11 protein-coding genes are annotated in these 14,443 nt (G+C 47.7%); all 11 read right to left on the bottom strand.

Translation table 11 applies throughout. The features are described from left to right. Positions 1–25: 25 nt before the first annotated feature. The 11 genes from N3J91_04215 to tssC all read right to left on the bottom strand — a co-directional run bounded on the left by N3J91_04215 (position 26) and on the right by tssC (position 14,414). Positions 26–805, bottom strand: a complete 780-nt coding sequence (locus tag N3J91_04215; protein ID MCX8155644.1) for a hypothetical protein — start codon at positions 803–805, stop codon at positions 26–28. Positions 806–833: 28 nt separating this feature from the next. Further along, the gene (locus N3J91_04210; protein ID MCX8155643.1) at positions 834–2,246 is read right to left on the bottom strand and encodes a hypothetical protein; all 1,413 of its coding nucleotides are present in this window, start codon (positions 2,244–2,246) and stop codon (positions 834–836) included. A 7-nt stretch (positions 2,247–2,253) separates the two neighbouring features. Beyond that, complete coding sequence (gene vgrG, locus N3J91_04205) at positions 2,254–4,254, bottom strand: type VI secretion system tip protein VgrG (protein MCX8155642.1); 2,001 nt, start codon at positions 4,252–4,254, stop codon at positions 2,254–2,256. 98 nt (positions 4,255–4,352) lie between these two features. Continuing rightward, a complete protein-coding gene (locus N3J91_04200; protein ID MCX8155641.1) occupies positions 4,353–4,991 on the bottom strand; it encodes a hypothetical protein in 639 nt (212 codons plus the stop codon). 232 nt (positions 4,992–5,223) lie between these two features. Continuing rightward, entirely contained in the window at positions 5,224–7,989 is a 2,766-nt protein-coding gene (gene tssH / locus N3J91_04195) for a type VI secretion system ATPase TssH (GenBank protein MCX8155640.1), read from the bottom strand. A 9-nt stretch (positions 7,990–7,998) separates the two neighbouring features. Next, positions 7,999–9,075 carry a type VI secretion system baseplate subunit TssG gene (tssG, locus tag N3J91_04190; protein ID MCX8155639.1) on the bottom strand — a complete coding sequence of 359 codons (1,077 nt, stop codon included), beginning with the start codon at positions 9,073–9,075 and terminating at the stop codon, positions 7,999–8,001. Then, entirely contained in the window at positions 9,039–10,940 is a 1,902-nt protein-coding gene (gene tssF, locus N3J91_04185) for a type VI secretion system baseplate subunit TssF (GenBank protein MCX8155638.1), read from the bottom strand. Before tssF ends, tssG begins: the two co-directional genes overlap by 37 nt. After that, complete coding sequence (gene tssE, locus N3J91_04180; protein ID MCX8155637.1) at positions 10,937–11,419, bottom strand: type VI secretion system baseplate subunit TssE; 483 nt, start codon at positions 11,417–11,419, stop codon at positions 10,937–10,939. Before tssE ends, tssF begins: the two co-directional genes overlap by 4 nt. Before the next feature lie 7 nt (positions 11,420–11,426). Then, the gene (locus tag N3J91_04175; GenBank protein ID MCX8155636.1) at positions 11,427–12,218 is read right to left on the bottom strand and encodes a hypothetical protein; all 792 of its coding nucleotides are present in this window, start codon (positions 12,216–12,218) and stop codon (positions 11,427–11,429) included. A gap of 118 nt (positions 12,219–12,336) precedes the next feature. Next, positions 12,337–12,831 (bottom strand): type VI secretion system tube protein Hcp, encoded by a 495-nt coding sequence (locus N3J91_04170; protein MCX8155635.1) that lies wholly within the window; start codon positions 12,829–12,831, stop codon positions 12,337–12,339. Between the two features lie 125 nt (positions 12,832–12,956). Then, on the bottom strand, positions 12,957–14,414 hold the full coding sequence (tssC, locus tag N3J91_04165) for a type VI secretion system contractile sheath large subunit (GenBank protein MCX8155634.1): 1,458 nt from the start codon (positions 14,412–14,414) through the stop codon (positions 12,957–12,959). Positions 14,415–14,443 lie beyond the last annotated feature (29 nt).

Genomic DNA, 14,443 nt, shown 5'->3' with positions numbered 1-14,443 from the left:
GTGAATGAATAGGGCGGAGTTCTATCTAACGGACAATTAGCCATTTTCCTTCAATCTTCGCAACATAGATATCAAATTTAAAACGGCAGGACTCGGAGTGATATATCAGCGCCTCCTCCCAATTAGCCTGCTGCACACGTGCCAGTTTGTTTCCACCTATGACCATACAATTTAATGAATCAGCCGGTAAGACCTGCCGTTTTAGCCCTGGCTCTTCTAGAACAAATTGATATTGCTCACGCATGCTCTGGCGTAAATGCTCCAGATCATGACCGTTAGCTAAAGCGTCCTCACGGATTTTATAGTCAACCAATACCATAATATCATCCAGGTTTTGACGTTCTATGGCGTCAGCCAACTGCTCCACCAACAACAGGGCGGTCTGCCTATCCCTGGGGGACAACTTATCGGGCAAAGGTTCAGCGTCAACCCACAAGCGAGTAGGAGGATTCCCAGGCAATTCGAATATTGAACTGGATTCGTATGGGTACGCCTCTGGTTTGTCAGGCATCGGCCATCGATGTTGGGCTAGGATGTGCAACGGCTTGGGTATGGTTGACTCAGGATCAGATACAAATACTGAAACATTAGCTCTCGCAATACCCGGTTTATATGCCACTTCCGTGGGCCAATGCCAGAATGTACTAATTTGGTTTTTGCCGGGCATTATCCATTCATTTACAGTTCGAACCGACTTAAGCCCTACTCCATTTGGGTCGCGATATAAAGGAGCGCCATTCAACTTAATATAAGCCATCAAATGTTTTAATTCAACATATAAGCAGGTGTAAGAGGTGCCAGGCATATTTTTATTATCTAGCTCCAAGTTTTTGTTAACGGTCCTTTCCACATAGCCGGTAAGGTTCAAAGGGCCTATTAGGGTTTGGAAATACTTGGAAAGGCTCGAATATCTGCCATCTCAACTCTCCGGAAAGTATTTCGAACTTGAATGCTTTTAGTTCAACCCCAACAAATACCTCAAGCCCGCCAATCTCAATCTTAGGAGATAAAAAGAGCCCATCTTTATTCAATTCTAACTCATTCTGACCGCTCAAACCCGTTTCTCCGCCCCCCTCAACTTGGACTGAAACAACGGACTCGTGGCCAATACGGGCACATAGAGTGACTGTTACATTACCCTCGGCGCCAATCCGCACGCTGCCGCTTAGTTCATCCTTTCCATGACGGAAGAATTTCCCGGTTATACTGCCTTCAAGAAATGTTGATACGCCAATACCCACTTGAAGATAAATATCAGCTAAATATTTGCGAATGACATTTTTCGTGAATACCGGAGGTATTCCCACCTTGGCAGCAACTAATGTTACCAAGCTAAGCAGGATCTCGAGGCTAACGCCACACATGGGCCGAAGAGCGGCATTAACCTCCACTAAGTGAAATACCCGCCAATCGTCATTCTCGGCCCAGCCCCACTTGACATCACAACTGCCAGCCGCTGGCGCAATCTGTGGAAATATTTCTATAATACCGAAAGTATAAGTGCATAGTTTTTTCAAGTCTTTGTTTATGTCATCAGCAAGATCATCAATAGAATCCAAATCAAAATCTAGTTGATATTGCTGACTGGGAAATACTTCAATTCGAACTGCATGGTATACATCATCACAGCCGCGACCATATGCCATGTAGATATCCGGATCAGCATCAATCAGCCATAAATCATTATTAATTGGAGCGGGCACCACCTCTGTGCGCTTGGCGCCATTCTTCCACATACTTTCACTAGGTGGTACGCCATTTGTCAAACAGGTCTGCTTGCGGTTGACCGGCTGGCCGTCTTTGCTCTTGACCTCCATGTAAATCTCCTCGTTACCCCCCCATGCTTTACTGCCTGCAAAATGAAATTTTTCACAAAATGTCACATCCAAGCTAATATTGGACTGGCATTCTGGCACCACTTGTAACACCCCGCATTCATTTGGCTCGCGATTTTTACCTCCCTTCTTATGTTGACATGTGACCTTGAATATTCCAATTCCGCAAGGCTTTTCGGATTCCATCTGGGGTACTGGTGGAGGGAAGGCAAACAAATCTGAAGGTATCGGCCCTGAACCACCTGCCTGGTACTCCAAAACATCGGAGGTACCCAAACACTCCGAGCGGCGCCTCACGGGAGATTTATCCACTACTGTTACACCACCAGGATCAGCCGTATCAGCCAACCCCGCCATTGTGGGCCGCTTTGGCCGGACAACTTTGTGTGCGCGTCCGCGTTTGGGATTCATATATAAGCTAGTTTATTTTGACCAATCCTCCCTGAATTACCACCAATCCACGCCCCTTAATTGTGGCCATGTTACCCTTAACCGAGACATTCGCACCTGCTTCGATAGCAATCTGTCCTGGACTTGAAATACGAATTCCTCCTTTTTCGATGGCAATAAATGAGTCGCCGACTCTGATTGTGATGTTGGAATTGGCCTCAAGCACCAGGTTGTCGGCGACAAGATAATAATCAGACCAGACCTCTTCCGAGTGATTGGCCTGGAATACCTCCGTCACATTGCCATCAACAGTCAGGCTCTTTGCGCCCCGAATCAAAACCGCCTGTTCACCACCAATTTCAACGTGGTGATCTTGATCAATATTTTCATAGTGAGATTTGCCAATGATCTCGTGACGGTTTCCATTAATCCTCTCTAGCTTGTGCCCTTTGACAATTAAATGCCTGTTTCTCCCAATCGTCTCAATACGGTCTTGTCTGACCTGGATGTCATAATTACGTTGCGCGTGTACAAACAATTGTTCCTTTCCCTTTTTGTCCTCGAACCGTATTTCGTTAAAACCATTGCCACCTTTGGAACTGCTACTCTTTAATGTACACTTGGTTTTCTCCGCTGGAAGTTCATAAGGAGGCATGGCATCAGCATTGTATACGCACCCAGTTACTATTGGTTTATCTGGGTCACCTTCTAAAAATTCAACGATTACCTCCTGGCCAATGCGTGGGATGTAAACTGAGCCCCACTTTTTTCCAGCCCAATTTTGAGATACTCGCACCCAACATGATGACTTTTCATCTGCCTGGCCATAGCGGTCCCAATGGAATTGAACTTTTACCCGTCCGTATGCGTCGGTATGGATTTCCTCCCCTTTCGGCCCCACCACCAACGCGGTTTGGGGCCCTTGGATAATTGGCTTCGCAGTGAGTCGAGCCGGGCGAAAGACTTCTTCAATTGGAATGGCGGTAAAATTGCCATTAAAGAAATCACCTAGATTCCCCAGTTCGTTTGATTCAAACGTATCCGATACAGCCTGGAAGCTGGTTGAGACTACCAAATAATTGCGATTTTGGTCCATTCTTGGATGATCCACCAACGCAAACTTGTAGCCCGCCGCCAAGCCACGAACCGTCGTTTGTCCCCGGCATACCTTACGCAAAGCCTGCAATTCCTCGAGCCGGACTCGCGAATATGCCTGGCCACTGGCATACTGTTCATAACCACCGGGATAGTCATAGACCGCCAGCTTGGAAAATGGATGTGCCCGAGTCATCTCAGCCTTGGCCACCAAATTGCTGCGGGGCTTGGTGAAATCGTAATCATTCAATATATAAACACCAGACTGCACTTCTTGATCGATGATCCAATCATTAATAGTCTCCTGATCGCGCGCCATGGAAGAGGGAGGGCGAAACATTATTTTTGAATAACCGGGAATGGATGCATGGCAGCTCATGGCATCGGCAAGAACCAACACATGCTTGCCCTCTTGGTGCTCAAAGAAATAATATATTCCCTCCTGTTCCATCAGGCGGCTGACAAAATTAAAATCCGATTCACGGTACTGTACACAATAATTCAGTGGTGGGTATGACCTGGTTAATTGATCACGGAAATCCGTGAATCCCTTTTCACGAAAAATGGTTTTGATAATATTCGGAACACTTATTTCCTGAAATATCCTGCAATCAGATGTCCGTGTAAGGAACCAAAGCCAGGGAACTACTGTCGCCTGGTAACGGAAGTAGCTTCCTATCTGACCCGACTGTGAAAAGTGTGCCACATATCCATTAATATACCGGGTGCGACCCTTATTCACCTCCATTCGGAGAGTGACATTTTGTCCTACAATGGCATCAAAGCTGATACCGGCCTGCTCGCTTAGCAGATCCAAATGGAATATCGAAAGCCGACCAAGGGTTTCCGAGCCTACCAGACGTTGAACCAAAAGTACATTAGGTCCCAAGGGGGTGCCCAGCGCCAGCAGGCGATGCTCTTGTTTGGCTGGCATAAGATCTCAATTGGCTTATTTTACACTTGAATGGTGTGGTGCTTGCTCTGCCCGATGCGCATTCATTTTTTTCAACTTAGGACAGCCCATAGATTGAGTCAAATTTCGGAAACACATGACGCTGTGTTGAGTAGCTCGCATAAATAAACCAGTTGGGAAATGTTGATGAATGCGTCCATTTGTTTGTTAGCATCCTCTTGGGTATACGCAATTCCGCGGTTATACAACAGAAAACGTCCTGACCCATGGAGCGTGGTGTACTGCTGGAGATACCTGCGTATCGCTTCAGGGAGCTGCGCGGAATTAATTCCCACTCCAGGAACATTAGTACAAGCACTGGCAAACTGGGCAAGCTGGCTACCCTCCGAATAACCAGCCAAGACCAACCGTTTGCCATATTTCAGCTTGAAATAAAGTGCCAGTTTGGATGCTATCAAATAGGGCTGTACAGTCGAAACCATTAATTCTCTTTCACTGAGCCATCCAGTTATGTTACTTACCATATTACGCACCTTAGATATGGCTCCGCTATAAGCGAGTACTACCCGCCATTCATCAGGTCGGTTTGGGAGCAAGAGAACCGCCCGCAGATTGCCAGTACTGATTTCGTAAACAGCCAACAACTTCCACCGTCCGCTGTTCGAGGCTTCGCCCTTTCTGCCCCAAAATGCCATTTTCACGCACTCCAGAGCCTCGGGCTCACTTAAAAGTATTTCTTTTGGCAGGAAGTTCGTCAAGGTCTCCCCACTAGAAGGTAAGCCGTGGGGATAAGGATATAATCTTTTGAAATGTGCATCACGTATTCTCCAAAGGACGGAGGCACACCCGCCACTAATACCGATTGGAAAGACCTCAGCCCCCCTTGGCGCGCCTGTTCCGATACCAAGGGGTCCCCTGCTTCGTTTGAAGGGCCTGCTCATGCCTGCCTTTGGCTCTATTGAGGACTATTATAAAATGAATCCATAGTGTTCAATCAATATATTCATAACAAAAGTCGGTGTTATCCGCGCTAATTTTAACCTTACTGAGTGAGCGTCCGGCTCCCAATCGGATTAAGAATTCGCGGCTAATGGCTGGTAGCAGTGTGTTGGTTAATATTGCATCAACCATTCGTCCCCCGCTTTCCACTTCGGTGCATCGACAAGCAATCAAATCTACAACTTTGTCATCGTATTCCACGGCAATATTTTTGTTTTCTGCTGTACGCTTTATAATACGATCCAACTGGAGACGTACAATTTTTTTCAGAATTGAGTCGCTTAAGGGAAAGTACGGAACAGTCACCACTCGGCCGAGCAAAGCTGCTGGAAATGTCTTGAGTAAAATAGGGCGCAATGCTTTTGCCAATCCTTCGGCGTCGGGGCACAATTCGGGATCCTTGCATAAATTATGAATCTGTTCGCTACCCACGTTGGTGGTCAGCAATATAATGGTGTTTTTAAAGTCGATGTAGCGGCCCTCCCCATCTTCCATCCAGCCCTTGTCAAAAACCTGAAAGAAGATTTCATACACGTCGGGATGAGCCTTCTCAACCTCATCCAAAAGCACAATGCTATAAGGTCGCCGGCGCACGGCTTCAGTTAACACGCCCCCTTCCCCATATCCGACATACCCCGGCGGTGCACCTTTTAAGGTGGATACCGTATGGGCCTCTTGAAATTCACTCATATTGATGGTAATGACGTTGTGCTCACCTCCGTAAAGGGCTTCGCCCAAAGCCAGCGCCGTTTCCGTCTTGCCAACTCCGCTCGTACCAACCAACAAGAAGACTCCAATCGGGCGATTTGGATTATCTAGCCCCGCTCGGGCAGTCTGAATGCGTTTAGCAATGGTTTCTAGGGCAAAACGTTGACCAATAATCCGAGTCTCCAACGCATCAACCAAATGTAAAACAGCTTCTATTTCATTCTTTACCATTCGCCCCACAGGAATCCCAGTCCAATCCGACAAAACGCATGCCACTGACTGCTCGTCTACTGAATCCATGACCAAAGGAACCTCTCTGCGCACGGTTTTGAGTAAGGCCTCCTGGATAGTTAGTTTGTCCCGCAACTCTGCCAATTGCCGGTCGTCGCTGCCAACCCTTTGGCCATGGTCGGCACTTGAGGTCTTTTTTAGTAATAATGTTTTCCGCACTTCCAATATTTGGCCAACTATCTCTCGCTCTTTGGACCACGCAGCCTCCTTTTCCTCCAGTTGCTGCCTTAAAACAGAAAGCTTGATTTCGTTTTCCTTCAACCGCTTCTCGTGGTTTACCCCAAACGCGTATTCACGCTGTAGAATCTCTTGTTGCTTGACTAATTCTTTTATCTCTATGCGGCATTGTTCTACTTCAGGAGGGATGGCATGCTGACTTATAGAAACCCGAGCGGCAGCAGTATCGAGAAGGCTGATGGCTTTGTCAGGTAATTGCCGCGAGGGAAGGTAACGGTGGGAAAGCTTTACTGCCGCTTCAAAGGCGGAATTCAAGATTTGGACGTTGTGATGCCGCTCCATAACCTCCTTTAGCCCATGCAGCATCGCTATGGCCTTATTCTCATCAGGCTCCTCTACTTTGACTACTTGGAAACGCCGGGTTAACGCTGGGTCTTTTTCAAAATACTTTTTATATTCAGCCCAAGTGGTAGCAGCGATCGTCCTCAAAGTACCACGCGCCAATGCAGGTTTAAAAAGATTAGCCGCATCACCTTGGCCAGCCGCCCCCCCAGCCCCGATCAACATGTGTGCTTCATCAATAAACAAGATAACAGGTTTGGGAGATGCCTTGACCTCATCAATTAATTGCCGGACGCGATTTTCAAACTCTCCCTTCACACTTGCACCCGCTTGGAGGAGACCCAAATCCAACATCTTTAGAGAAACATCACGCAAGGCTGGCGGCACCTCACCCGCGGCAATCTTGAGTGCAAATCCCTCTACAACGGCTGTTTTCCCTACTCCAGCCTCGCCTGTCAAAATGGGGTTATTCTGACGCCGACGCATTAGGATGTCCATAATTTGTCGGATTTCAGTTTCGCGGCCGATCACCGGGTCTAATTCCCCATTCTTTGCCTTTTCAGTTAAATCTACAGTAAATTTCTGAAGTGCGCTTCGTCGCGGCGCCTGAGCGGATCCAGGACCAACGGGCACCACTCCATCTACTCCTTCCTTATTTGCTGTTTTGCCTTCCTTAAAGAGGTCTATACCATTTGCTGCTGCGGAGACAACGCCTGACATATCCCCCAACAAAGCTCCTCCTTCCATGGAGTCCATCGTGGCTTCGGGTGAGTCGCTTAATATTTTTCCATAATCATCACTTAGTTCGTCGCATTTAATTCGTTTAAACTGGTCTGACAAATTCCACAATGTCTCCCTGAGATTGCGTGTTCTTAAAATGGCCACCATCAAACAACCTGTGCGAATCCGAGTTTCCTTAAAAAGCAAGGTTGCATAAACCCAACCCCGTTCGACGGCTTCCTCCACTTGCGGGGAAAATCCAGGATTGCCGGAACTGGCTCGCTTCTTTTCGGGCAACGCACGAGTCAGGTCTTTCATCAAACGCGCGCAATCCATGCTAAAATGGCGCGCTACTCGATGTAAATCGGAGTCCTCCCCCATGTATATTTGATGGAGCCAATGTACCAGCTCGACAGACTGGTCTCCACGATGGAATGCATACTGCCAAGCATTTGTCAGTTCCCGGTAACCCAGTACCGTTAGTTTACCAAACAAAGATGCTAGCTCGATTTCGGCCATAATTTATTATTAGTCGGAAAAGTCACATACACTCAATTCCACACATAAATCATCGACGTCTCGCTCCATTTCACGACTCCTTATCCACGTCGTGAGACCGACGCGTGCCCCATTTCCAAGTTCTATTTTCGGAACTTGGTCGGCGCTCAATAATAAATTAAGTTCACACCGAATTTCATAACCCAAATAAAAGGTTACCCAGGCGCGCAACCTTTTAAATGAGTCAGTACCGGGAAGCATTCGTAAATACTGAACTAATCTGAGTGGTCCAAATTGAAGACGAATGGTCTGCTGGCATTCCCAGACCCGGCAACCTGCAATAAGGTTGATGCCCAAACTTCCAGACCCTGGACTTTGCCCGAGCCGACATACTGAATTCTCCGGCAAGGGCAGCCAACGCCCAATAAATTCTTGCACCTTGACCTTGCAGCCAAAAAAATCGGCCAGTATTGCGACCAGTCCCTCAAGCGGGCGCGAATATGATATTAAATGCCCGAGGTAATAATATTGGGAATACTCCCGAATGGCGCCGTTTTTGTCCTCAGAAGATATCTCATAGTCCTCCTTCCCTGCGGCAGCACGACTCGCCCCTAGCAATGACGAGAAGTAAAAGGAGAAGCTTCTTCCGCTTGATCGTTCAAAATCCACTGTTTTTTGATTGCTAGCCCAAGCACGGTAGAAGAAGGAACAAAGCCGGTGCGTTAATACGTCGAGAAAATCGCCCGGCGCTGAATCGCAATTTGGATATCGCCGTCGGTCCAACACAGCCTGAGTGAGGAATTCTGGCATGGGACCGTTCGGGCCAATTAATCCGAAAAAATAAACATACATTCGATGCGGTTGATTTACTGGATCCACAACGTTACCCCGTACAAAATCCTGAATTGATGAAGGGGCAAACACGACAAATGCCCGCTGACCGAAACGTACCACGTCTTCCCTCGGCAGTAGCGAATACCCCACCCGTGGGAACTCAGGGTAGGCGTTTTCCAGTAACCTTACAGCTTGGAAAAAATCAAAGCTGTAATACCTGTGCGCCATGTCTTCAATCAAACGATCTCTCGGGCTCCTGAACGTGGCGGCCATGTTTTCCTCAATGTGTTTCCCTCGTCGCTGGTTAATACGAGTTGGGTAAAGGAATTTACAGATGCATATTTCGCGAAAAAGCGCTCTAATACCGCACCAAGCAAAAACATTCCAAACCCGCCGCCTTTGTGATCGTCAACATCCATTTTAATCAGTAAACCACGCGCAAATGCGAAGGGCACCGGGCCCTTGGTTGGAACGCGATGGGTTACATAATCGACCTCGATTTTTCTCAGGTGTTCAATTTCGACCGGCGATTCTCCATCTTCGGTGTAGGCATAGAGCTTTAATAGTTTTTTCAGTGCACCAACCCCTGAATCATTACTTGAGAGCAGGCTTTGGTAATTTACCCCCAAATGCCCAATTAGGCGCCAGGCAAATTCGCCTTCCGCAAAGGATGGATAGGGCAGGGTTGGTCTTTCAAGGCAGTGTATGGATTCCAAAGGACCTCCAAACAAATCAAATCGCCTGGGCTCAGCCATGTATGCGGGAAGATGCCGGTTTGTGCACCAGGCCCGGACTCGCAAGCGCCTGAGTGAACGCACAGCATTTCCATGATATCGAGATGCCAGCGGCACTGCATTCTCATCCACCAATGAGAGAAAGGCATCGCACCCCAGATAAGCAGGGTGCTGGCCGGTGCGTTGCTCCTGGTCAGTAAGCAGCCGCTGCCGGCGATGAACTGTAAAATATGCGCCGCCTGGCCCCGTATCCCGATTTTGATAAAATGGCGAAAAACGTCGCGCTTCCGTTCCCGTGTCATCCAACCCCACAACACATTCAACCGAATGGACTTCATAATCCAAAGGCCTTGTCCGATCGGGCAATATCGCAAACTCATGGAAGCGATCGGTCAATTCAATCTGGTCGCACCAGAGGGGAAACAGATTTACCGCGGGCGTGCAAAAAAGTCTTAAGCCGTTAGGAATGAGCCGCCGATCCAAGACTCGGTTATCACGGTCAAATCCTAAAACGATTTCCATAGCGTCCCCATGGACCTTTTCCAACATCGGATTAAGTCCTTCCAGTTCAAAAAACATGTATCGCTGGGGAAATGCAAAGTACTCTTGAAGCAGACGGTAACCATCGAAACACCTCGAATCTTGCAGTAACAAGGCCTGCTCCCGGTCAAAACCCACTGGTCTCACACATCTCGATGGCAAAAGCCCAAGGGTCTCTCTCCGGTCTCCCGCCACCTGCACCACCACGTGTGAAAGGTGAGCCATTATCTCCTCGTAGAGTACACCCGCCAGTGATGGGTCAGCATGAATATAGAAGCTCAAACGGTCTAATTCCAGTTCGTTGAAGGCCACGCTTCCTTGAGTGCGAAGCCGGATACGAATGGCTGCATGAATATTTAGGCCATCAGGGAGACGCAAATCGGCAAGCCTTTGAGAATAATAGTGGCACTCTGGAGGTTGGATAGGCCTGACATCAACTGCATGGCCAGTACGAAAAAGACAAGGGGTGACTCGTTCCTCGTCTCCGCGGAGCAGCTCTCGTAATTCCGTGTGCCGCGGTATCTTATATCCTTGCGGGGGAACCTCGGCATACTTGGGCACAAACTCTACGATTGTCATAGATGGCAAAGGGCACAAGTAATAAGGATAAATAGATTCCAGCAAGGCCTGAGTGAAACGAGGAAATTCGGATTCGAATTTCAAACGCACACGAGCCGTTAAATAGGCCACCCCCTCAAGAAGCCGCTCAACATGAGGGTCAGGGCAGGAAATGCTGGGATCAGCGGAAAGAAACAGTCTAGCAGCGGCTTTTGGGTTTTGCGAGGCAAATTCTGCCGCTCGATGCCGCAGGAAATTCAATTCTTCCTCGTAGCAACGCAAAAGTTGTTGCCGACGGTTTTTCATCCTAAGTTATTAAAAACAAACACTCCTACATTTAGATCTAATCGGGTTTCATATTTTAAATATTCAGGCACAGGATGGCACCACAATTGCGCTTCAATCTCCAAAGCTACAGAATCTGGACGTTCTGCTTGAGGTCTCGCTGTCACTTTCAAGGAAGCTCGGTCAAAACGTGGTTCATATATCAGCAGCAGGTCTTTAATATGATATTCCAATGCAGGCATTTCTTGAAGCCCCATGTTGGATCCCCATGCGAAACGAATGCCATAATTCAAGACCGAGCACGCACTTTCAGGGTAGGATGCGGCCTCCTCATCTTTCAATATCGCACAGTTTCCCAACAGGTTCCTTAAATCCTCCAGTACTGATTTACGATACTGGCTAATTGAAACCAACCGTGAGTGGATGCCACCTTTGGCACTGGCACTTTCCCCGGAACATATGCGCTCAAATAGGCAAGGCAAAGTGGAAGTTGGCCTCATTTTGTTTTTAGGTGTTAACCTGTTCGACTTTATGTACCTCTAAAAAAGCCTGGTCACCCCAATCCGTCATCCATAAGCGCTGGCCCATGCCAATCAGCCACTTCTCCCCCACCGTTTCCCATTCTGTATGGCCCGACATTAAAAGTTTACCAGACCATGCTAAAGATGCCCCCGGATAACGAACTGGGACAAAACCATGTGTGTGCAGTCCATCAGCTAACCAAAACTCGGCGCGCCGCCAAACAAGGTCGTGGAGACGTTCAACAGGTGAAAATATGACCATTTTGAGCCTATAATTCGGAATCCAATAGTAACGTGTCTGGAGGAAGGCCTCAATGAAAGGCCCAACTCGAGTATCAGCATCGCTGAACCATGAACTATGTTGGTCGTTGATTTTATATTTAAATTGCGGCCAAGAGGATAATCCTTGTTCATAAAAGGTGCTAACCTCATCATATTTACCTTGGGTTAATCTCTCGCATCCTGCAATCCATGACCGGCTACAATATTCAGCTGCGCCATATAAGGGAATGCTGTGCATTCCTTGAAAAACCCGCTCACGTGCTTTTTCACTTTCAATTATACCTTGAAATATCACACTCCTATTTTGCCATTCGTGGCTCAACGATTGCAGAACATCCAGCTGGGCAACTGCTTGATCCCACTTAGCCTGCAAGCACAGACACTGGAATAAAACCTGGCGAAGTAATGTGTCACCTGGGTTACTCTTGATCTGCGCCTGCAGGCAGGTTACTGCACCGATCAGATCATTTTCTGAGAGATGCTCCTGGTAAGTCATAATATCTCCATACCTTATCCTCCTGGATCTGATTATGGGCCAATGCGACTCCACCGGTGCCCTTTTAAATTGATTATGACAGCGGTGGCGTCCTTATTGGCATATTTTTACATTTTCATCAGCCCTCGTTCGCGGTTAAATCCCAAGATGCTGTAGTCTTGCCCGCAGTGTTCCCTTTGTCGTCATAGGCCGTATACGTCCACTCAATTTTATTGTAACGGAATGTCACCTCTTCAGTGGGCAAACTGTCATTGTTGACCGTCACTCCGCGCGGTTTGACCGAAGTAATCAATACTTTCGACAGCTTGTATTCCATGTAGGGACATTGCTTGCCGTTTATCATTTTGTTCAATTCCAATTTTACTTCATCGATGTGCTGCCCTTTGGAGCAATACAGGGCCAGATTGGGACTGCTTTTGTCGAGGTATTTGATGATCTTAAGGTTTTCGTGTTGACCCCTACCAGTGGAGTGGGCTCCGGTGGCGGCTTGAGTCGCCCCGGATTCCTGAACAACTCCATGCTGGTATTCTATGACTTCCATCCAATCCTTGTGCTTTTTGTCGGTGCACTCGCCCGTGATTCCTTTAACTTGAAGGAAATAATTTGTCGCCATAACTAATCTCGGTTTTTTGAGAAACCCGGACCCGGTTCTCAATTTTTAGGATCTGGTTTGAGTGCAATGGTCCTGCTTGCACCCTTCTGTTTTATTACAAATGTGTTTGTTTAGCAATCAACTCCTCATGTACTCTGGCGAGCCGATGGGACCCTGGCAACCAAACTTATGTCGGTATTTACACTTTCAAGCTGATAATGTGGTCGCAGAGAAAACTTGGCTGTATAATATCCTGGAGCACCTTTGACTTCTTGTACCTCAACCTCCGCCGCCGCCAATGGTTGTCTGGCTTTTGCAATCGCGGAAGCGGACCCTGGATCAGCACATACATACTGGCGAATCCAGTTGGTGAGCAGATTCTGCATATCCTCTCGCGATTTAAAGGTGCCAATCTCTTCAGTTATTATTTGCTTCAGATAATGTCCGAACCGACTGGCTGTCATCAGATAACTTAACCTCGCTGATAGCTCCGCATTTTCCTGGTCATCTTGATTCTGGTATTTCTGAACCTTTTGCAAAGAATGTGCTCCCATGAAGGAGGCATGGTCTGCATCTTTCCAGTGGCATAAAGGAATTAAGCCACACGTATCGAACTCTTTGGCTCTGCGCGCACCAATCGCCACCTCCGTCGGACACTTTAGATCAACATCCCCATCATCGGTAGGGAAGGTATGGGTAGGTAAACCCTCAAGTTTACCTCCCATGCCATCTTCCGTATTGGGTCCCCATATTCTTGCAGGCCACCCACTGATTTTGTAGGCTCGGGCAATGCAATATCCAAATGCATAAGCCGAATTCGCCCAAAGGTACTTGCTGTGGTCTTTGCCATCCACTTCCTCCTCGAAATCAAATTCCGAGACCGGTCTGGTGCTCTTGCCATAGGGAAGCCGTGCTAGAAACCGCGGTCCGGTCAGCCCCAGAAAACGAGCATCCTCGTTTTCTCTCAGCGAACGCCATCCGGCGTATTTCTTCCCTTCAAGGAGCTTGGCCATGTCCGATATTTCATCTATCTGCTGCCAGCTTTCCAAGCCGAAAAGCTCTGGCGATACTCCGCTGATGAATGGCGCCATGGCGGCCGCGCTTATCTGCATCATTCCCTTCAACACAGAAACGTCGGTCGGCGAATGTGAAAAGTAGTAGTCTCCAATCAGGCACCCGAATGGTTTCCCACCGTGAGTGTCCAAGGGACCGTAAATCATTTTAAAAAGAGGGCTCTGATCCCACTTGGCACCTGGATACCTGTCGAATACTTCGGCCAGCTCCTCCTTTGTGGCATTTAGTACTTGTATGCGTAAAGAGGCATCAGTCTCAGCATTCATGACTAAAAAATACAAACCCCTCCATGTAGCTTCCAATTCTTGCAATTTGGGATTGTGCAAAATCTCATTTATTTGATCGGTTAATTTGGTATCTAATTCGGCGATCATGTTTTCCAAAGTGCGATCCAAGTCACCCTCGATGACGTTGGGAGATCCCTCTGTCACCCGTTGAACTAGCTCCTCAACCCCAAGGAAGGCCTCGGGGCCTAACGCGGTGACTGTTTCCACTGCTCGCTCCAAATTAAAATTCTCAGCGGCACACATAAGACATTAATACTTTATGAGTTTAACGT

Source organism: Verrucomicrobiia bacterium, from assembly GCA_026414565.1.
GTDB lineage: Bacteria > Verrucomicrobiota > Verrucomicrobiia > Limisphaerales > Fontisphaeraceae > Fontisphaera.
The sequence above is the reverse complement of the archived record's forward strand: the minus strand, read 5'-3'. Positions and strand labels throughout refer to the sequence as shown.

Excerpts from the sequence above, each read along its gene's own strand:
- N3J91_04215 (MCX8155644.1), bottom strand. The coding sequence starts at position 805 with ATGCCTGGCACCTCTTACACCTGCTTATATGTTGAATTAAAACATTTG.
- N3J91_04210 (MCX8155643.1), bottom strand. The coding sequence starts at position 2,246 with ATGAATCCCAAACGCGGACGCGCACACAAAGTTGTCCGGCCAAAGCGG.
- vgrG (MCX8155642.1), bottom strand. The coding sequence starts at position 4,254 with ATGCCAGCCAAACAAGAGCATCGCCTGCTGGCGCTGGGCACCCCCTTG.
- tssH (MCX8155640.1), bottom strand. The coding sequence starts at position 7,989 with ATGGCCGAAATCGAGCTAGCATCTTTGTTTGGTAAACTAACGGTACTG.
- tssG (MCX8155639.1), bottom strand. The coding sequence starts at position 9,075 with ATGGCCGCCACGTTCAGGAGCCCGAGAGATCGTTTGATTGAAGACATG.
- tssF (MCX8155638.1), bottom strand. The coding sequence starts at position 10,940 with ATGAAAAACCGTCGGCAACAACTTTTGCGTTGCTACGAGGAAGAATTG.
- tssE (MCX8155637.1), bottom strand. The coding sequence starts at position 11,419 with ATGAGGCCAACTTCCACTTTGCCTTGCCTATTTGAGCGCATATGTTCC.
- N3J91_04175 (MCX8155636.1), bottom strand. The coding sequence starts at position 12,218 with ATGACTTACCAGGAGCATCTCTCAGAAAATGATCTGATCGGTGCAGTA.
- N3J91_04170 (MCX8155635.1), bottom strand. The coding sequence starts at position 12,831 with ATGGCGACAAATTATTTCCTTCAAGTTAAAGGAATCACGGGCGAGTGC.
- tssC (MCX8155634.1), bottom strand. The coding sequence starts at position 14,414 with ATGTGTGCCGCTGAGAATTTTAATTTGGAGCGAGCAGTGGAAACAGTC.